The 16,976-nt window shown below is 48.8% G+C and carries 18 protein-coding genes; 13 read left to right on the top strand and 5 right to left on the bottom strand.

The features are described from left to right. The first annotated feature begins 1 nt into the window (after position 1). From HMPREF2675_RS03805 to HMPREF2675_RS03775, 8 genes are all read left to right on the top strand, one after another. Positions 2-463: a hypothetical protein gene (locus HMPREF2675_RS03805; protein ID WP_004467569.1), complete on the top strand. Its 462-nt coding sequence runs from the start codon at positions 2-4 to the stop codon at positions 461-463. Positions 464-607: 144 nt separating this feature from the next. Next, positions 608-724: a hemolysin D gene (locus HMPREF2675_RS10865; RefSeq protein ID WP_083290052.1), complete on the top strand. Its 117-nt coding sequence runs from the start codon at positions 608-610 to the stop codon at positions 722-724. A 9-nt stretch (positions 725-733) separates the two neighbouring features. Then, positions 734-1,120 carry a hypothetical protein gene (locus HMPREF2675_RS03800; protein ID WP_070814116.1) on the top strand — a complete coding sequence of 129 codons (387 nt, stop codon included), beginning with the start codon at positions 734-736 and terminating at the stop codon, positions 1,118-1,120. A gap of 125 nt (positions 1,121-1,245) precedes the next feature. After that, entirely contained in the window at positions 1,246-2,589 is a 1,344-nt protein-coding gene (gene argG, locus HMPREF2675_RS03795; RefSeq protein WP_070583756.1) for an argininosuccinate synthase, read from the top strand. Positions 2,590-2,635: 46 nt separating this feature from the next. Then, positions 2,636-2,851 carry a DUF4177 domain-containing protein gene (locus HMPREF2675_RS03790; RefSeq protein WP_070814115.1) on the top strand — a complete coding sequence of 72 codons (216 nt, stop codon included), beginning with the start codon at positions 2,636-2,638 and terminating at the stop codon, positions 2,849-2,851. A 45-nt stretch (positions 2,852-2,896) separates the two neighbouring features. Further along, entirely contained in the window at positions 2,897-3,493 is a 597-nt protein-coding gene (locus tag HMPREF2675_RS03785) for a DUF4240 domain-containing protein (RefSeq protein WP_070814114.1), read from the top strand. A gap of 178 nt (positions 3,494-3,671) precedes the next feature. Beyond that, positions 3,672-4,121, top strand: a complete 450-nt coding sequence (locus HMPREF2675_RS03780; protein WP_070814113.1) for a DUF3290 domain-containing protein — start codon at positions 3,672-3,674, stop codon at positions 4,119-4,121. Between the two features lie 12 nt (positions 4,122-4,133). Beyond that, a complete protein-coding gene (locus HMPREF2675_RS03775) occupies positions 4,134-4,766 on the top strand; it encodes a DUF421 domain-containing protein (RefSeq protein WP_070814112.1) in 633 nt (210 codons plus the stop codon). A gap of 72 nt (positions 4,767-4,838) precedes the next feature. Here HMPREF2675_RS03775 and HMPREF2675_RS03770 read toward each other — a convergent pair whose 3' ends face one another. From HMPREF2675_RS03770 to HMPREF2675_RS03760, 3 genes are all read right to left on the bottom strand, one after another. Continuing rightward, complete coding sequence (locus tag HMPREF2675_RS03770; RefSeq protein WP_070814111.1) at positions 4,839-5,210, bottom strand: DUF488 domain-containing protein; 372 nt, start codon at positions 5,208-5,210, stop codon at positions 4,839-4,841. A 64-nt stretch (positions 5,211-5,274) separates the two neighbouring features. Beyond that, entirely contained in the window at positions 5,275-6,057 is a 783-nt protein-coding gene (gene trpC, locus HMPREF2675_RS03765; protein ID WP_070814110.1) for an indole-3-glycerol phosphate synthase TrpC, read from the bottom strand. A gap of 143 nt (positions 6,058-6,200) precedes the next feature. Further along, complete coding sequence (locus HMPREF2675_RS03760) at positions 6,201-7,673, bottom strand: malate:quinone oxidoreductase (RefSeq protein WP_070814109.1); 1,473 nt, start codon at positions 7,671-7,673, stop codon at positions 6,201-6,203. 430 nt (positions 7,674-8,103) lie between these two features. Here HMPREF2675_RS03760 and HMPREF2675_RS03755 point away from each other — a divergent pair, with 430 nt between their 5' ends. The 5 genes from HMPREF2675_RS03755 (at position 8,104) to HMPREF2675_RS03735 (ending at position 12,026) form a co-directional block, all read left to right on the top strand. Next, a complete protein-coding gene (locus HMPREF2675_RS03755) occupies positions 8,104-8,598 on the top strand; it encodes a hypothetical protein (RefSeq protein WP_003749363.1) in 495 nt (164 codons plus the stop codon). 82 nt (positions 8,599-8,680) lie between these two features. Then, entirely contained in the window at positions 8,681-9,310 is a 630-nt protein-coding gene (gene rsmG, locus HMPREF2675_RS03750; protein WP_036493627.1) for a 16S rRNA (guanine(527)-N(7))-methyltransferase RsmG, read from the top strand. A 67-nt stretch (positions 9,311-9,377) separates the two neighbouring features. Next, complete coding sequence (locus HMPREF2675_RS03745; protein WP_049336841.1) at positions 9,378-10,148, top strand: ParA family protein; 771 nt, start codon at positions 9,378-9,380, stop codon at positions 10,146-10,148. A 171-nt stretch (positions 10,149-10,319) separates the two neighbouring features. Then, a complete protein-coding gene (locus HMPREF2675_RS03740; RefSeq protein ID WP_083323872.1) occupies positions 10,320-10,892 on the top strand; it encodes an ImmA/IrrE family metallo-endopeptidase in 573 nt (190 codons plus the stop codon). Positions 10,893-10,904: 12 nt separating this feature from the next. Beyond that, positions 10,905-12,026: a hypothetical protein gene (locus HMPREF2675_RS03735; protein ID WP_070814108.1), complete on the top strand. Its 1,122-nt coding sequence runs from the start codon at positions 10,905-10,907 to the stop codon at positions 12,024-12,026. 52 nt (positions 12,027-12,078) lie between these two features. On the opposite strand, the gene HMPREF2675_RS03730 is transcribed toward HMPREF2675_RS03735, so the two are convergent. Both HMPREF2675_RS03730 and lpt3 read right to left on the bottom strand, forming a co-directional pair. Next, positions 12,079-15,036, bottom strand: a complete 2,958-nt coding sequence (locus HMPREF2675_RS03730) for a DUF3418 domain-containing protein (protein WP_070814107.1) — start codon at positions 15,034-15,036, stop codon at positions 12,079-12,081. Between the two features lie 65 nt (positions 15,037-15,101). Next, positions 15,102-16,679, bottom strand: coding sequence for a lipooligosaccharide phosphoethanolamine transferase (lpt3, locus tag HMPREF2675_RS03725; RefSeq protein ID WP_141759946.1), 1,578 nt, complete (start codon positions 16,677-16,679; stop codon positions 15,102-15,104). Positions 16,680-16,976: the final 297 nt, after the last annotated feature.

Here is a 16,976-nt window from a genome sequence, read left to right as displayed (position 1 = left end):
AATGAAAATAATAGATTTTTTAAAAAATTGTGGTACTGACCAGTTTTCTATATTGTGTTATGGTATTTTTTTAAAAGAAGACAGAAATCATGAAAATATAAAGCAATGGGAATCTAGATCACGTTGCATTAAATCTGAAAAATATATTCTTGAAAATAATGAGTGGAAATATGATATTTTTTTAACAGAATCTTATTTTTTATATTCCAAAAATATTGATTTATTTAATGTAATTAAAGATGAAATACTAAATATCAATCAGCTTAATCCAATAGCTATAATATGCATGTTTGATGGTGCTTTCTCAGATTTTAATTATCTGAAGAATATAGATATAATTCAACAAACTTATGCATTCTGGTCAAAAGATATTGGTTTGTATATTGCTGAAGATACAGATACCCTACAATCAAATGAATGGAGTGAAAAAATTATATATCTATATAACCATATAGATATATAACAAGCATAGCCAGCGTAGCCAGTCTGTCTGATAGCAAGCGTGGGTGCTCGCACTCACGCGTTCTCTTTTTCGCTGTTAATCCGCTTTCAGGCAGCCTTAAAACCACTTACACTTACCTTTTTTGTTTTACCCCCCCTCTAAACTATGCCCACCATCACAACCCTAAACATCATCTCCCCTAAACTCTACCCCAATGAACAATGGAACGAAAGCGAAGCACTCGGTGCCATCACTTGGCTATGGTATAGGTGCAACGGATAGGAGAGACTCATGTTTGCAATCGGCATTGTTGCGTTTTTCATGTTCATTATCAGCCTTTTTGTGTGTGCGTTTGTACTGATTGTTCAGTATTTGATTATTCGCCGTAAAATTCATCAAGACAAACGTGCAGTCAATTTTCGCGCCAAATATGCTACGCTTTCCACATTTTTTATACAATGGGTTGTTCTGAACGCATTCAGCTTCTTACCTGCAAACCGTATGATTTTTTCACTGGCAGTCTCTACGGATATTTTTCTTGGTTTTTTGTGGTTGTTTTTTGTTGCAACCAATGCAGATGAAATGTGGCGTTTGACTGGGCAAAAAGGCTACTTGTTGTGGCCTTTGGCAGCTGCTTCGGTTTGGGCAGTATGCTTCATTGTATTCAGCTACGGATAGCGTCTCAATAATTGCGGACAAATGCCGTCTGAAAACCTGAATGCTTTTTCAGGCGGCATCAAACTAGATTATCTCATCTATTTATAAGATAATGATTTCAACTTTTCAAGTCTGGAGAAATCCCAATGAGCCAAAACCATACCATTTTACAAAATCTCCCCATCGGTCAAAAAGTCGGCATCGCCTTCTCCGGCGGTCTTGATACCTCTGCCGCACTGTTGTGGATGAAACTCAAAGGCGCGCTGCCTTACGCCTACACCGCCAACCTCGGCCAACCTGACGAAGACGATTACAACGCCATTCCTAAAAAAGCGATGGAATACGGTGCGGAAAACGCCCGCTTAATCGACTGCCGCGCGCAGTTGGCACATGAAGGCATTGCCGCCATCCAATGCGGCGCGTTCCACGTTTCCACCGGCGGCATCGCCTACTTCAACACCACGCCTTTGGGCCGCGCCGTTACCGGCACCATGCTCGTTTCCGCCATGAAAGAAGACGATGTGAATATCTGGGGCGACGGCAGCACCTACAAAGGCAACGACATCGAGCGTTTCTACCGCTACGGCCTGTTGACCAATCCCGCGCTGAAAATCTACAAACCCTGGCTCGACCAACAATTTATCGACGAACTCGGCGGCCGTCATGAAATGAGCGAATTTCTGATTGCCAACGGTTTCAACTACAAAATGTCGGTTGAAAAAGCCTACTCTACCGACTCCAACATGCTGGGCGCCACCCACGAAGCCAAAGACTTGGAATTCCTCAACAGCGGCATCAAAATCGTTAAGCCCATCATGGGCGTCGCCTTCTGGGACGAAAATGTCGAAGTCAAACCCGAAGAAGTCAGCGTACGCTTTGAAGAAGGCGTGCCGGTTGCATTAAACGGCAAAGAATACGCCGATCCTGTCGAACTCTTCCTCGAAGCCAACCGCATCGGCGGCCGTCACGGCTTGGGCATGAGCGACCAAATCGAAAACCGCATCATCGAAGCCAAATCACGCGGTATCTACGAAGCCCCGGGCATGGCATTGTTCCACATCGCCTACGAACGCTTGGTAACCGGCATCCACAACGAAGACACCATCGAACAATACCGCATCAACGGCCTGCGCCTCGGCCGCCTGCTCTACCAAGGCCGCTGGTTTGACAGCCAAGCCCTCATGTTGCGCGAAACCGCCCAACGCTGGGTTGCCAAAGCCATTACCGGCGAAGTCACCCTCGAACTGCGTCGCGGCAACGACTACTCGATTCTGAACACCGAATCGCCTAACCTGACCTACCAACCGGAACGCCTGAGCATGGAAAAAGTCGAAGACGCCGCGTTCACCCCGCTCGACCGCATCGGCCAACTGACCATGCGCAACCTCGACATCACCGACACCCGCGCAAAACTGGGTATTTACTCGCAAAGCGGTTTGTTGTCCTTGGGCGAAGGTTCCGTATTACCGCAGTTGAATAATAAGGAGTAGAATCATGGGGGGTCTTTAAGGCCCCCTTATTTTATAAAGGAATAAAATGAAAGAATATAAAGCCGTCATTTATCAAGAGAACCTGCTTTCCAGCTTGATTTTCGGCAGCGCCAAAATCAATCCGGTCAAATTCAGCGATTTCCTCAACAGCCACGCTTCACAAGGCTGGAAGGTTGTTACCATGGAAAAAGACCAACGCCGAATGCTGCTGTTTTTCGTGCGTGAAGCCTACGTCGTCATTTTGGAAAAAGAATGTGTTTAAACTCGGCGTCTATGCCTGTCTCGGATTATTCGGAAGATTGGAGCCATGACAATCAACGATTTTTGGAACATCATTGATCAAGCACGTCCTGAATCTCGCAATATTGGGGAATTCAACCAAAACTTGAATCAGTTATTGGAATCTTTACCAGATGAGGATTTATTATATTTCGATTATTTCTTTAAGATGTACGAATGCACAATTATTGCCAGTCCCAATAGATTAATTTGGTCTGCGCTATCTTTGGTGTACGGTGGTAAGCATAAATACAATACTTATGGCTTTGCAGCTTGGCTGATTTTGCAAGGTAAAAGCCACTATCTTGCTGTTTTACATGATGCCGATCGGCTGGCTGATACCGAAGCTACTCAAAACTATTGCAGTGGTAACTTGAAGGGGCATGAGCATGAGTTTCCTGAACAACGTTACTTGGCAGGCAGAATATACAGCAAGAGAAACCGCATCGGTATTCGCGCATTCGAAAAAACTACCAAAGAATTCGCCCCAAAAGCCAACACAGAGTGGCAAAAAATCGAACAGCAAGAATTAAACTCTCCCACCTTTCAGTCCAATAGAAATTGGACACTGGAAGATCTTGCCGTGATACTACCCAATACCTATCAAAAATATATATGTGTATGAATGTACAATTAAATACATATCCGAAAAGAAAATGAAAGACGACGGATTTATCAACTGATACCGCTTTAAAAACACCCTATTTTGAAAACTTAACGCAACATCCTTGTTTAATAGACGAGGCCGTCTGAAATTTAAGTTTCAGACGGCCTTATTACCCTTCCCAAATTTATCAAATACCATGAAATTCTTTTCTCACTTTTATCTTGAAAATCATATGTATTTCCACGACTACTTGAAATATATCCTGATTTTCGCCGCCCTCGTCATCCTCCTGCTCTCCGTATCGCAATACCTGCGCCACCGCATGGACACCAAATACCGCGACCTGAGCATTATTGCGCTGTTACTGCTCATCCTCATCTGCGGCACGCAATATCTTTCGTACAGCGAACGTCAAAACTTCGCCGCCGACACTTCGCGCATGGTTGGCTTTCTCGATGCCTTGATCGAAAACCAAAAGGTTGAAAAACAAGACATCATCGTCAACAGCACGCGTCTGTCCAACGGCATGATTGTCGGCATCAAAAGCCAATATTACGAAGTTCATTTCAATCAAGACTTCTCCGCCTACACGCTGACACCCATCAATCTGGTCAACAACAATATCGAACTCATCGATAAAGAATAACAGGATACACACATGGAAGCATACTCCCTGCTCGCCCTCAAACTGCTGATGGGTATTTTAGGTTTGATTTTGCAAATTAACCTCTTAGGTAAAGGTAACCTCGCGCCGACCTCCGCCATGGACCAAGTGCAAAACTATGTACTCGGCGGCATCATCGGCGGCGTGATTTACAGCGACAGCGTCGGCCTGTTGCAATTTTTCCTCGTGCTGATTTTGTGGACGCTGTTGGTCTTGAGCCTGAAATTCATCAAAAACCACAACCGCTGGGTCAAATCCATCATTGACGGCAAATCCGTTTGGATCATCGTCAACGGCAAAGTCCAAGCAGAAGAATGTATGAAAAACGGCATCAGCGCACACGACCTCATGTTCAAACTCCGCGCCGCCGGCATCTACGAAATCTCTGCCGTCAAACGCGCCGTGATGGAACAAAACGGCCAGCTCACCGTCATCCAGTACGGCGACGAGAGCCTGCGCTATCCGTTGATTACAGACGGCCAAGTTGACCCCGACATCCTCGAAATCATTAAACGTGACGAAGAGTGGCTGCAACAAGAGCTTGACCGCCTCCACCTTGAAGCCTCGCAAGTCTATATCGGCGAATACATAGACGGAAAATTGGTGGCACACCGTTATCCTTCTTGATTTGAAAATAGCAGGCCGTCTGAAACCTTGATTTCAGACGGCCTTTTTGTATCCGGTTCAAACACTGATTTTTTAATCGCGATATTCAAACGTTGTGCCCAAAAATTGAGCCAGCGCAGAGACGTGGGAATGTCGGGGATCTTTGACGGCGGTCAGCAACAGGATATTGCCGTGTTGCCGCTCCAAATCCAGCAGCCGCTTGATGGCGGCCTGCTCGGCATCGCCTTGCAGCTCTTCATGATAACGGCTGACAAAACTGTCAAAATTATCAGCCGGATTTTCGTGATACCAGCGGCGCAGGTTTGCACTGGGCGTAATGTCTTTCAGCCAGAGCGCCGTAGCGAAAACTTCTTTATGGACACCGCGCGGATAGAGGCGGTCGATAAAGACGGCGGTTTGTTTAGAATCGGGTTGATAGGCGTAAATGCGCTGTACGGTAAACATTTTTTCTCGTCTCCAATGGATTCAGGCCGTCTGAAAATTCAGACGGCCTGATGTTTTTTAGGGTTTAAAACAGTTTTTTGACTTCGACTTCGATGTCGTCGGCACGCATAAAGGTTTCGCCGATCAGGAAAGTATGCACGCCGTGGCTGCGCATGAAATCGACGTCTTCTTTGTTGCGGATGCCACTTTCGGTTACAACGGTTTTGCCGTTCAATTCGGGCAAGAGGTCGAGGGTTTGTTGCAGGGTCACTTCAAACGTACGCAGGTTGCGGTTGTTGACGCCCCACAACGGCGTGGTCATGTTGCGGCATTTTTCCAGCTCGGACGCATCGTGCAATTCTAACAATACAGTCATGCCCAATTCGTGGGCAACGGCTTCAAAACGCTCAAGCTGCCCGGCTTCCAATGCGGCGGCAATCAGAAGAACCGCATCCGCACCCCACGCGCGCGCCTGATAGATTTGGTATTCGTCGATGATAAAGTCTTTACGCAAGACCGGCAGCGCCACGGCCGCACGCGCCTGTTTCAAATACTCGGGCGAGCCTTGGAAATAAGGTTCGTCCGTCAACACGGACAAACAGGCCGCGCCGGCTTTTTCATAGGCAACGGCGATTTCGGCAGGATGAAAATCAGGACGGATCAGGCCTTTGCTCGGGCTGGCTTTTTTGACTTCGGCAATAATGGCAGGTAGATTCTGCGCGTGTTTTTCACGGATCGAGCCGATAAAGCTGCGAACCGGCGCAGCAGCCTGCGCTTGGGCTTTGATGTCTTCCAAGGAAACGGCGGCTTTTTGGGCGGCCACTTCTTCTGCTTTGGTGGCAAGGATTTTGTTGAGAATATCGGTCATGGCGTTTTTCTATTGGGGCTGATTTTCGGGTTTGAATCGTGCAACATGCTGCTGCAGATTAGATTTCAGACGGCCTGAATGCCGCTATTTTAATGGTTTGAAAAAAGGCGGGCAAGAATGCCCGCCTTTGTGTCTGCTTCAATTTAGTGATGAATGCCCAAAACGGACGCGTTGTGGCTGATGATTTCGTCCGCCAAAGTCGGATTGTCGTTCAGCTTGATACCGTAGCCGGGCACCAATTCTTTCAGACGGCCTGACCATGATTCGGCATGATCTGGGAAGCATTGGTTGATCAGCTTAATCATCAAAGGTACGGCGGTTGATGCGCCTGGGGACGCGCCCAGCAATGCGGCCAGCGAGCCGTCGGCATGAGCGACGATTTCGGTACCAAATTGGAGTACGCCGCCTTTTTTCGGGTCTTTTTTGATGATTTGTACGCGTTGACCGGCGGTAATCAGTTCCCAATCGTCAGGATTGGCTTCCGGATAATACTCTAAGAGCGAAGTGAAGCGTTCTTCTTTGGTTTTACGCAATTCGCCCAAGAGGTATTTGGTCAGCGGCATATTAGCCCAACCGGCGCGGAGCATAGGATAGAGGTTGTCCATGTGGATGGACATCGGCAAATCCATGAGCGAGCCTTGTTTGAGGAAGTTGGGACGGAAGCCTGCATACGGGCCGAACATCAAATGGCGTTGGCCGTCCACGTTGCGGGTATCCAAATGCGGAACGGACATAGGGGGCGCGCCGACGGAGGCTTGGCCGTACACTTTGGCGTTGTGTTGCGCGGCCGTTTCGGGATTGCTGTTGCGGAAGAAGAGGCCGGAAACCGGAAAGCCGCCGTAGCCTTTGCCTTCGGGGATACCGGATTTTTGCAGCAGGGTCAGTGCGCCGCCGCCTGCGCCGAGGAAGACGAAACGGGTGCGGAGTGTCAACGGGTCGTCATCGTCTTTGGTGCTGCTGGTTTTCAGCACCCATGCGCCGTCCGATTCGCGGTTGAGGTCGTCGACATGACGGTTGAATTTGATTTTTACGCCTTTGTCGCTCAAGTATTTGACCATCTGGCGGGTCAGGCTGCCGAAATCGACGTCTGTGCCTTCGGCGGAGTAGTTGGCGGCGATGGATTGGTTTTCATCACGGCCGTTGACAACCAGCGGCGCCCATTCGGCAATTTTGGCGCGGTCGGTAGAAAACTCCATTTTTTCAAAGAGTTTTTGGTTTTTGAACACGTCGAAACGTTTTTGCAGATAACTGCAATGGTCGGCGTTCATCACCAGCGACATATGGGGGACGGAATTGATGAAAGTGCGGTCGGTCAGTTTGCCTTCTTCGACCAAAGTCGCCCAAAATTGGCGGCTGATATGGAATTGTTCGGCAATATTGAGGGCGCGGGTTGGATCGATCGTGCCATCGGCAGTCAGGGGTGCATAGTTCAATTCACACAGCGCAGAGTGTCCCGTACCGGCGTTGTTCCATGCATTTGATGATTCCAACGCTACATCTTCCAAGCGTTCGATCAGGGTGATTTCCCAAGATGGTTCGAGTTCTTTGAGCAATACGCCCAAAGTGGCGCTCATAATGCCGCCGCCTACTAATACGACATCGGTTGCTTCAGCCATGGTTTTACTCCTACTAAAGTCAGGCATGGTTTGCCTTGTGGTTATCTATCATTATAAACAACTGATTTCAGAGGAATTGTTTTTTTTGTAGTGTGTGAAACTTTTGTTGCCTGCTGAGTTTCCGAGCGTAAATGGCGGAAGGCAGTTTCGGTTTGGGTTCCAGATTTCAGGTCTTTATAATATGTTATTGAGAATTTAGTAGATTTTACGGAGAAATGCAAAGATTTTCTGTTCGGTTCATATAAAAATAAGAGATTAGGTCGTCTGAAAACGTTTTCTTAACCTTTATCTGCCAACGTTTGCCAAGAAAAAAGAATTTTTCATTTCTTTTTTAATTGACCGTTTTTGTCAGCAATTTCAGCGCTAACAAACGTGAATCAACCGCCAATCTGCTATCATTTCGACTTATCCCACAACAAGGCAAACCGCCATGTATCTGACACAAGAAAAGCCCTACCGCCCCCTATTGGTCGCACTGATGTTCCTCACCCTGCCGCTGGCGATGATATTGCACAATATCGTGCAAATCGCCTTTTCAGACGGCCAAGGGCTGCTGGTCACGGTCAAAGACGGCGCGTGGGCATGGCAAAGCGGCTGGCAGGATTCCGTCGCATGGTTCGTCTGCGGCATGTTTGCCTTCCTCAACCTGCCGATTGCCGGCGGACTGACCAAGCTGGCGTATAAAAAAATGATGCGCCGGCATTCGCGTTACGCCATCTTCCTTGCCGGGGTCGCAGCGTGTGCCTCGGCGGCGGCAGGCTTGATTTTTGAAGCCATCTTAGGCAATGCCGCATTGGCCGGTATGCGCGGGCAAGGCGTGTTCTACTACACACTCTCCGTGTGGATCATCGCCATGCTGACCCTGCCCAAACAGCTTACGCGCGCACCGGAACAGCCCATCGTCTTTCACAAGATGAAACGTTGATTCAACAAGCACAAACATTTTCAGACGGCATGCTTTCCGTTACCATTACATCCAACGCGTTTTAACCAATAAGGAATAACAAATGAATCAGGCGCAACAGCTCCGCGACGGCATACAGGCACTAGGTTTGGACATCGACGAAGCCAAACAGGCCAAACTGCTAGACTATGCCGCCCTGCTGCAAAAGTGGAACAAAACCTACAACCTGACCGCCCTGCGCGATCCCGCCCAAACCGTCAGCCACCACCTGCTCGACAGCCTGACCCTCCTGCCCTATATCGAACACGCGCAAACCATGCTCGACGTCGGCTCCGGCGGCGGACAGCCCGGCATACCCACCGCCATCTGCCGTCCCGACCTCGACATCACCCTCCTCGATGCCAACACCAAAAAAACCGCCTTTCTGCAACAAGCCGTCATCGAACTCGGCCTTAAAAACGTCCGCGTCATCAGCGGCCGCGTAGAAGCCGCCGCCGACTGCCGCGCCGACGTCATCACCAGCCGCGCCTTTGCCGAACTTGCCGACTTCGTCAACTGGACAGAGCACCTCCTCAAAGACGGCGGCTACTGGGCGGCCATGAAAGGCGTATACCCACAAGAAGAAATCGACAAACTGCCCGAAAGCGTCGCCGTCGAAAAAGTCGAAGCATTGCACGTCCCCCAACTCAATGCCGAACGCCATATCGTCATCATCCGCAAAAAGGCCGTCTGAAAACAACCCAAGCATACCGAATAACGGTACAATCCAGCCATCCACACTTAACACGACAGCAAAGCACATGAGCGCACAAATCCTCGCCGTCGCCAACCAAAAAGGCGGAGTCGGCAAAACCACCACCACCGTCAACCTAGCCGCCTCCCTGGCCTCCAAAGGCCGCCGCGTCCTCGTCGTCGACCTCGACCCCCAAGGCAACGCCACCACAGGCAGCGGCATCAACAAAGCCACCATCGAAAACGGCGTTTACCAAGTTGTCCTCGGCGAAACCGACATCCCCAACGCCGTCGTCCGCAGTAAAGAAGGCGGCTACGACGTATTGGGCGCCAACCGCACACTGGCCGGCGCAGAAGTCGAGCTCGTCCAAGAAATCGCACGCGAAATCCGCCTCAAAAACGCCCTGCAGCTCGTTGCCGACGACTACGACTACGTCCTCATCGACTGCCCCCCATCCCTGACCCTGCTCACCCTCAACGGCCTAGTCGCCGCCAACGGCGTCATCGTCCCCATGCTTTGCGAATACTACGCCCTCGAAGGCATTTCCGACTTAGTGGCCACCGTCCGCAAAATCCGCCAAGCCATCAACCCCGACCTCGACGTAACCGGCATCGTCCGCACCATGTACGACAGCCGCAGCCGCCTCGTCGTCGAAGTCAGCGAACAGCTCAAACAACACTTCGGCAACCTGCTCTTCGATACCGTCATCCCCCGCAACATCCGCCTCGCCGAAGCCCCCAGCCACGGCCTCCCCGCCCTTGCCTACGACGCCCACGCCAAAGGTACCCAAGCTTATCTGGACTTGGCTGACGAACTGATTGCACGGTTGGAAAAATAAACAGAAATATGAATATAAGAAGGCCGTCTGAAAGTTGGGAAATACTTTCAGACGGCCTTTGGTTTAACTGGAAAAACATTTTTTTAAAAGACCGCGTGCGTGCTACACTCACTTAATTTGAAACAAATTAATTGAAGAAAGTCCAACCTAGCAGTAAAATCGGGCATTATAATGCCCGATTTTACTGCTAGGTTGGACTATATTATGAATCACACAACGTATACAAACCCAATACCTCTATATGCGAAAAAAAAGAGAGTGGAAGAGTTTGCGCAAAAAATATCGACTAAACTGCAATTCGACTATACAGACGACCTTTTTGTACTGGTAAAAAAATTAGGAGGGAAAATTTCTATTGGGCATACTAGCCAAGAAGATGTTCACAGTGGCTCGATTCTGGTAGATAAGGATGCTAAATTTGAAATATTTATTTCCCCTTTCACATCCATTGAAAGGGATAGATTCACAATTGCCCATGAATTAGGCCACTTTTTTTTACATTACCCTAATGTTCGGGAAACAATGGGAAATAATGAAATTTTTAGGGCTACTAGATATGTAGATTTAGCAGACAAGGAGCAGCAAGTTGCTGAAAGAGAAGCTAATTGGTTTGCAGCTTCTTTATTAATGCCGGAAGAAAAATTTAAGCAAATATATAAAAAAGGAACAGTAGATGCTGAGCTAGAGTTTCAGGTCAGTACATCTGCAGTAAATATTCGAGCCCAATCACTTGGCTTGTTGTAATTTAGGATTTTTATGACTCCCCATGAAAGTGTAAAACCTACAATACAGGAATCTACATCTTATGAGGTTCCTGCGTATAGAGTCCGCTTGTTTTTATCAGTTGATTTAACGGGTTCGACCGCATTTAAACATAGTAAGAGTAGTCCACTGGAATGGCTAAAGGCCTTTCAGCAGTTTTATGGAACATTTCCAAGAAAATTGTCAGAACTTTATCAGCAAATAGGACAGTCTGCCGGCTTATCCAATGAAGAGTTAGAATCAGGTTCTCCTAAACTTTGGAAGACTGTAGGTGATGAAATCTTATTTTGCTGTAAAATAGAAAGCGTACATCATGTGTCAGTTTGTATTGAGGCTTTCATACAAACATTACAACAATTCGGAGAGGGTATACAACAATTTAATCTTAATACGAAAGGAAATGCATGGGTTGCCTCATTTCCCACTCCTAATAGTAGTATTATGCCAATATCTGCTGAAAATTCTGCTACTGACTCCTTGAGTGGAAACAACGATTTAGTTTCGGAGGAAATGGAAAAACAGGCTGATCTGCACCCTAATCAATTTGATTTTTTAGGGAAGGGGATTGATTCAGGTTTCCGAATATCTAAGAACTCATCAATTGACACACTAACTATTTCTCCAGGGTTAGGTATTTTGTTGCTAGATGCGTGTCAAAATAAAAAACTTACTAAATTTGAACGGAAAATAAGGTTAGCAGAAATGCAATGCTTCAAAGGTGTTGCTGATGGTAACTTATATCCAGTATTAGTAATTGATGTCTTTAGGAATAAAGACTATGAAGAGCTTGTAAATGCTCAGAATAATCTTTTAGGTGTGCGATATGAACAGGACCATAAAGAATTACAAAATTTCTTGAGAGATTTTTTAAATTTTTACAATATTGAACTCCCAGAAGTTAAACTTTATGTATCTGATACTACTACCATCCTTCCAAAATTTTATGAAGAGTATAAAGATAAATGGGAAGCTGGCAGAAAGGAGCTTATAGCACAAAGTACTCTTGAAGAGAAATCTATTAACGATATTGGTGAGAATGAGTCTAAGGAAAATCTACAGTTAGATCAGAGTGAGAAATTCGTAGCAGAATTGAGTGAAAACCTAAAAGATCAGTAGTGTAATTTCTTTATATGCCTAAAGCCGTCTGAAAATTTTCAGACGGCTTTTTTTATCCTTTATTTAATCCATCCCCTTCCTTCATCAATCTCTTCACCGACACCGGATACGGCGTCTTCAATTCCTGCGCAAACAGTGACACCCTCAATTCTTCAATCATCCATTTAAACCCTGCAAGGCTGTCTGAAATGGGGAGGCCTTGTTTGATCAAGCTGTCGGTTTTCTCCTGCCACATTTGTTCCAGCTCTTGAATATCGGCTTCGCGGGCGGCGTCGCGGGCGGGGTTGCTGCTGTATTTTTCGAGGCGCAGGGTCATGGCTTTGAGGTAGATGGGGAGGCGCGGCCATTGTGCCCACGGGGTGCGGGTGGCGAAGCCGGCGGCGAGCAGGGTTTGCAGGCGTTGGCGCATGAGGTGGGTGAGTGGGTGTTTGCCGAGTTTGCCGTTGAGTTCGGCGTAGGCGGCGGCGGTTTCCTGCAGGTAGCGGCTGAGGGCTTCTTTGACGGCGGGCAGGCGGCTGCGGGCGCGTTTGATTTGTTCTTTGAAGGCTTTTTCGTTGCGCGGCAGCTCGTCTTCGCCGATAAAGGCGCGGTCGCAGACGGCTTGGGTGAGGTCGTCGCGCAGGGTGTCGGCGTTGATGTGTTTGAGCAGCATGGCGGCTTGGGTGAAGCCTTGGATGCCTTTGTTCAGGTCTTTAACTTGCTCTTTTAGTTGTAGTTTCATGAGTTCGATCACGCCTAGTCGGTGGGCTTGTTCGGCAGCTGCAGACGTGTCGAACAGGCGCAGGGCGATGCGGCCGTCTTTTTCTTTTTGCAGGCCGAGGTAGCCGGTGAGCTGTTGTTTGCCGCGTGCGAATTTGATGGATTCGGGCAGGGTGCCGATGTCCCATGCGGTAACGTTGTCGCGCTCAAATTCTTGGGTGTTGTCGCGGAAGGTGGTGGTGGCGGCTTGGCCGAGTTGTTGTTGCAATTCGTGCAGTTTGCGGCCACCGGCAAGCTCTTGTCCGCCGTCGTCGATAATGCGCAGATTCAGATAGCAGTGTTCGGGCAATTCTTGCGCCGCCCATGCGTCTTGGTCGATTTGCTCGAGAATCCGCATATCGCCGGCGCTTTTGGCGATAAAGTGCGCCAACTGAGGAATGATGGCCGCTTGGCGGTCGGGATTGCTTTCAAGAAATTTGGTGATGAAATCGGGTACGGGTACGCAAATGCGGCGGATTTGCTTCGGCAGGGCTTTAATCAGCAGCTGGATTTTTTCGCGCAACATACCGGGCACCAGCCATTCGAGCGACGGCGCATGCAGGCGGTTGAGGACGGTCAGCGGCACGGTCATGGTCACGCCGTCGAGCGGATGGTGCGGCTCGAAGCGGTAGGAAAGTTTGAACTTGCCGTCTGCGGTTTGCCAGAATTTGGGGAATTGCTCTTCGGTAATGTGCGCGGCGGCGTGTTGCATCAAATCGTCGCGACTGAGGAACAGCAGGCGCGGATTGTCGCGCTCGGCGGTTTTGAGCCAGGCTTCAAAGGTGCGGATATCGGCAAGGGGTAAAGGTTTCAGACGGCCTTTTTGAAATGCTGGCTGCTTTTTGGGTTTGGGGTCGTCTGAAACATTTTGTAGGGTATGTGAACTCGGTTCACGCTCGCGGTTGGACGCATCTTTGGAATCCACGTGCGTAGCTTGCGCCACACTCCCTGCGTTGCGCTGGTTTGCTTGTCCGTTTTGATCGGCTGTCTTGTCCGACTGGGTTTGTCCGCCCTCTTCGCTTCCCCAAACACCGCCTTTCGCGTCTTTCCACACCAGCTCGGGCAGCCGTTCGTTATAAAACGCAAACAGGGCTTCATCATCGACCAATACGTCTTGCTTGCGCGATTTGTGTTCGAGTTCGGTAATTTCTTTAATCAGCTTTTTATTGTGGGCAAAAAAGGCCGTCTGAAGATTGCTTTCCTGCGCCACCAATGCGCCGCGGATAAAGATTTCGCGCGCTTCTTCAGGCGCAACTTTGCCGTAAGACACGGGGCGGCGCGGCAATACGGTCAGGCCGTAAAGTGTCACGCGTTCGCTGGCGACGACTTCGCCGCGTTTTTGCTCCCAGTGCGGCTCAAAATAGTGGTAGCGGACGAGGTGCGGCGCTTCCTGCTCTATCCATTCGGGCTGGATAACGGCGACGTCGCGCGCGTAAAGGCGCGTGGTTTCAACCAATTCTGCCGCCATCACCCATTTGGGTTTGGCTTTGAACAGGGCTGAGGCGGGAAACAGGTGAAAACGGCTACCACGCGCGCCGGTGTAGTCGTTGCCATCGGGCGATTTCATGCCGACGTTGGCGATAAGGCCGGTCAGCAGGGCGCGGTGGATTTGTTCGTAGCCCGCTTCTTTGGCGGCGCGAATTTGGGCGCGGTGTTGTTTCTTATCCAGTTGTTTTTGTTTGAGTTTAGCCGCCAAATCTTGATCGCCTTGGCTTTCAGACGGCCTTAATTGCTCTTGGGAAGGAGGTTGTCTAAACGCGGCTTCTTTGGTGGTCAAACCCATTTCAATCGCGGTTTGGGCAAGCTGATGGTGCAGCTCGCGCCATTCGCGCATACGCAGGTGCGACAGGAAATATTGGCGGCACCACTGCACCAGCTGCTTGTTGGACAAACCTTTGTCGCGCTCGCGCTGGAAGCTGTCCCAAATATTCAGATAGGCAAGGAAGTCAGATTGCTTGTCGGTAAAGCGTTCGTGCGCCTTAGCCGCGGCATCGCGCGCTTCCAAAGGCCGCTCGCGCGGGTCTTGAATCGACAGCGCGGACGCAATCACCAATATTTCCGCCATACAGTCGTGCTTCTTCGCCGCCAGTAAAATGCGCGCGATTTTCGGGTCGATGGGCAGACGCGCCATTTGTTCGCCGAGCTTGGTCAGGCGGTAGCGCGTGTTGCTACCGATATGGCCCGCACTGTTTTGCAGGCCGTCTGAAACATTGGCTGGGTTGGATCGGGCATCCGTGCCTGATCCGCGTACTTGGTTTTTCATATTTTGCATAGTCTTGTCGGTCGGGCATCTTCCCCGACATCATCTAAATTTGTCTTTATTGGTTTTCACGCCACTTATTGCGGATAAACATATTCCGCCTTGCCGTCGCGAATGTTCAAGCTGCCTGCATCGCCTGTAATCAGGTTGCCCGTTACCGAGCCTTCGCTACAACCTGAAACCGGCATATCGTAGCCCAGCGTGTGAATCAGAAACGTTGAAAGCTGCTGATGAAAGGCAATCTCGCAAGGTGCAAAAGCCTGGTTGGCAGCCTGTTGCACGGCCTTATCCGGACTGTACAACACCAGCGGCACGAGATAGCTGTCGGGCTGCACCGTGCCTTGATTGTAGGTATCCTGGCGCACATACTGGCCATGATCGGAGGTATAGGCAAACAGCCAGTTGCCGTCAGGCTGCTTTTGCAGCCGCTCGAATACGGTTTGAATCATTTGGTCGGTTTTGTGGATGGTGTTGTCGTACTTATCCACAATATTGGCTTCGCCGAATACTTTATCTTGAGGCTGCAACAATGCGCCGTATGGGACGTGCGAACCGCGTTGGTGCAACACAATAAAATGCTTGCCCTGCTGCAAATTGATTTTGTCAAACAACGGCAGCAGCTTCTCATCAGGCATATTGTCGCCGTTGCCATAGCCAAGCTGCGTCGGCTGAATCAGATGGTCTATCCATTTCTTACCGATTAAGTTCAAAATCGCCATCTCGTTTTCAGCCTGCGCACTGTAAAAATACGTTTCATAGCCCTGCTCTTTGGCGAGGCGGAACATATTGGTATCGCCGCTGCTGATTTGCTCATAGCCGTTGGCATGCGGTATCGCATTAAAAAAGCTGGGCAGGGACACAGCCGTCATCAAAGCGGCAGAATAGCTTTGTTTCACAATCGGCTTAAAGTCGGCTTGCGAAAGCTGGGTCAAAAACGGCGAAGTCTCACGCCCGTAGCCAAACAGTTTCAAATGCGCCGCGCTTTCGCTTTCGCCCATAATCAGGACGATATTTTGAACACTGCCCTGCCCGATTTTGCTTGGCGCAGGCTGTTTGAACACAGGAATCTTGCTTAAATCAAACAACTGATACGGCAACACGCGCCCGACAAAATAGCCGAAGCTGAAATAATTGGCTTTGATGCGGCTGTATGTCGGTTTGGGCGAAATACCGTGTTCCTGCGTCGTACTGAATGAACGTCCAAAAATCAGCAACATCGCCGTAATAAACACAATATCGGCGGCAAAATGCGTCTTACGGCGGAACTTGGCAAGACTGCAAAACAGCACGACTTCCAACACGCCCCACAACGCAGGCAGCCACAACTTATCCAACATCGATGCGCCCGCGCTACCGACTTCGGTAACCTCTTTCAGCATCAGCCAATAGTTAATACCCGTCATCCAACTTTGATAAACCGCATAATGCACATTATTGGCAATAATGCTGAACGCGAAAAATAGCGCAATCAGCAGCCGCGAAGTTTTATAACGCGCAAACAGATACAGCGCAGCAATTACAAATGTCAGCGCAAACGTTTCCGCCATTTTTGCTGCCGGCAGGGTTTCAATTCCGAATACAAAGCGATAAGCAATTTCGCTGGCAGTCAGTAAAGACGAATATAGAACAAGCGTGAGGAAAGATTTTTTCATCATTAATATTTCACAATAAAAATTTACCGATTGAGTTTTAAAACCCAATATTCCCTTTTCAATATTTTTAGTTTCTCAATGATTGAGTCCGTCTGAAAATGAAATATGGCCTGCCTTTTTATGCTGCTACGTCGCCCAATTAAGTATAGGTTGGAAAAAATCGACAAAATCAGTTAATAATTAAAAGTATCGAGTTTTCTAACCCTGCCTGCTTGCTTGGAAAGCAAAATTGCTACAATCTTGGTTAAATCAGCTATAAAGATCATCTGTAAAGCAAAAAGCAAGCAGTCCGCGGCTTCT

Source organism: Neisseria sp. HMSC061H08 (assembly GCF_001836795.1).
Taxonomy (GTDB): domain Bacteria; phylum Pseudomonadota; class Gammaproteobacteria; order Burkholderiales; family Neisseriaceae; genus Neisseria; species Neisseria subflava_A.
Note: the sequence above shows the minus strand (reverse complement) of the source record. Positions and strands in the feature narration are given on the sequence as shown.

What these genes read in the sequence shown, in the direction of transcription:
- argG (WP_070583756.1), top strand. Translation starts at nt 1,246, where the DNA reads ATGAGCCAAAACCATACCATTTTACAAAATCTCCCCATCGGTCAAAAA.
- HMPREF2675_RS03775 (WP_070814112.1), top strand. Translation starts at nt 4,134, where the DNA reads ATGGAAGCATACTCCCTGCTCGCCCTCAAACTGCTGATGGGTATTTTA.
- HMPREF2675_RS03735 (WP_070814108.1), top strand. Translation starts at nt 10,905, where the DNA reads ATGACTCCCCATGAAAGTGTAAAACCTACAATACAGGAATCTACATCT.
- HMPREF2675_RS03800 (WP_070814116.1), top strand. Translation starts at nt 734, where the DNA reads ATGTTTGCAATCGGCATTGTTGCGTTTTTCATGTTCATTATCAGCCTT.
- HMPREF2675_RS03745 (WP_049336841.1), top strand. Translation starts at nt 9,378, where the DNA reads ATGAGCGCACAAATCCTCGCCGTCGCCAACCAAAAAGGCGGAGTCGGC.
- rsmG (WP_036493627.1), top strand. Translation starts at nt 8,681, where the DNA reads ATGAATCAGGCGCAACAGCTCCGCGACGGCATACAGGCACTAGGTTTG.
- lpt3 (WP_141759946.1), bottom strand. Translation starts at nt 16,679, where the DNA reads ATGATGAAAAAATCTTTCCTCACGCTTGTTCTATATTCGTCTTTACTG.
- HMPREF2675_RS03755 (WP_003749363.1), top strand. Translation starts at nt 8,104, where the DNA reads ATGTATCTGACACAAGAAAAGCCCTACCGCCCCCTATTGGTCGCACTG.
- HMPREF2675_RS03780 (WP_070814113.1), top strand. Translation starts at nt 3,672, where the DNA reads ATGAAATTCTTTTCTCACTTTTATCTTGAAAATCATATGTATTTCCAC.
- HMPREF2675_RS03730 (WP_070814107.1), bottom strand. Translation starts at nt 15,036, where the DNA reads ATGCAAAATATGAAAAACCAAGTACGCGGATCAGGCACGGATGCCCGA.
- HMPREF2675_RS03760 (WP_070814109.1), bottom strand. Translation starts at nt 7,673, where the DNA reads ATGGCTGAAGCAACCGATGTCGTATTAGTAGGCGGCGGCATTATGAGC.
- trpC (WP_070814110.1), bottom strand. Translation starts at nt 6,057, where the DNA reads ATGACCGATATTCTCAACAAAATCCTTGCCACCAAAGCAGAAGAAGTG.
- HMPREF2675_RS10865 (WP_083290052.1), top strand. Translation starts at nt 608, where the DNA reads ATGCCCACCATCACAACCCTAAACATCATCTCCCCTAAACTCTACCCC.
- HMPREF2675_RS03790 (WP_070814115.1), top strand. Translation starts at nt 2,636, where the DNA reads ATGAAAGAATATAAAGCCGTCATTTATCAAGAGAACCTGCTTTCCAGC.
- HMPREF2675_RS03785 (WP_070814114.1), top strand. Translation starts at nt 2,897, where the DNA reads ATGACAATCAACGATTTTTGGAACATCATTGATCAAGCACGTCCTGAA.
- HMPREF2675_RS03805 (WP_004467569.1), top strand. Translation starts at nt 2, where the DNA reads ATGAAAATAATAGATTTTTTAAAAAATTGTGGTACTGACCAGTTTTCT.
- HMPREF2675_RS03770 (WP_070814111.1), bottom strand. Translation starts at nt 5,210, where the DNA reads ATGTTTACCGTACAGCGCATTTACGCCTATCAACCCGATTCTAAACAA.
- HMPREF2675_RS03740 (WP_083323872.1), top strand. Translation starts at nt 10,320, where the DNA reads ATGCCCGATTTTACTGCTAGGTTGGACTATATTATGAATCACACAACG.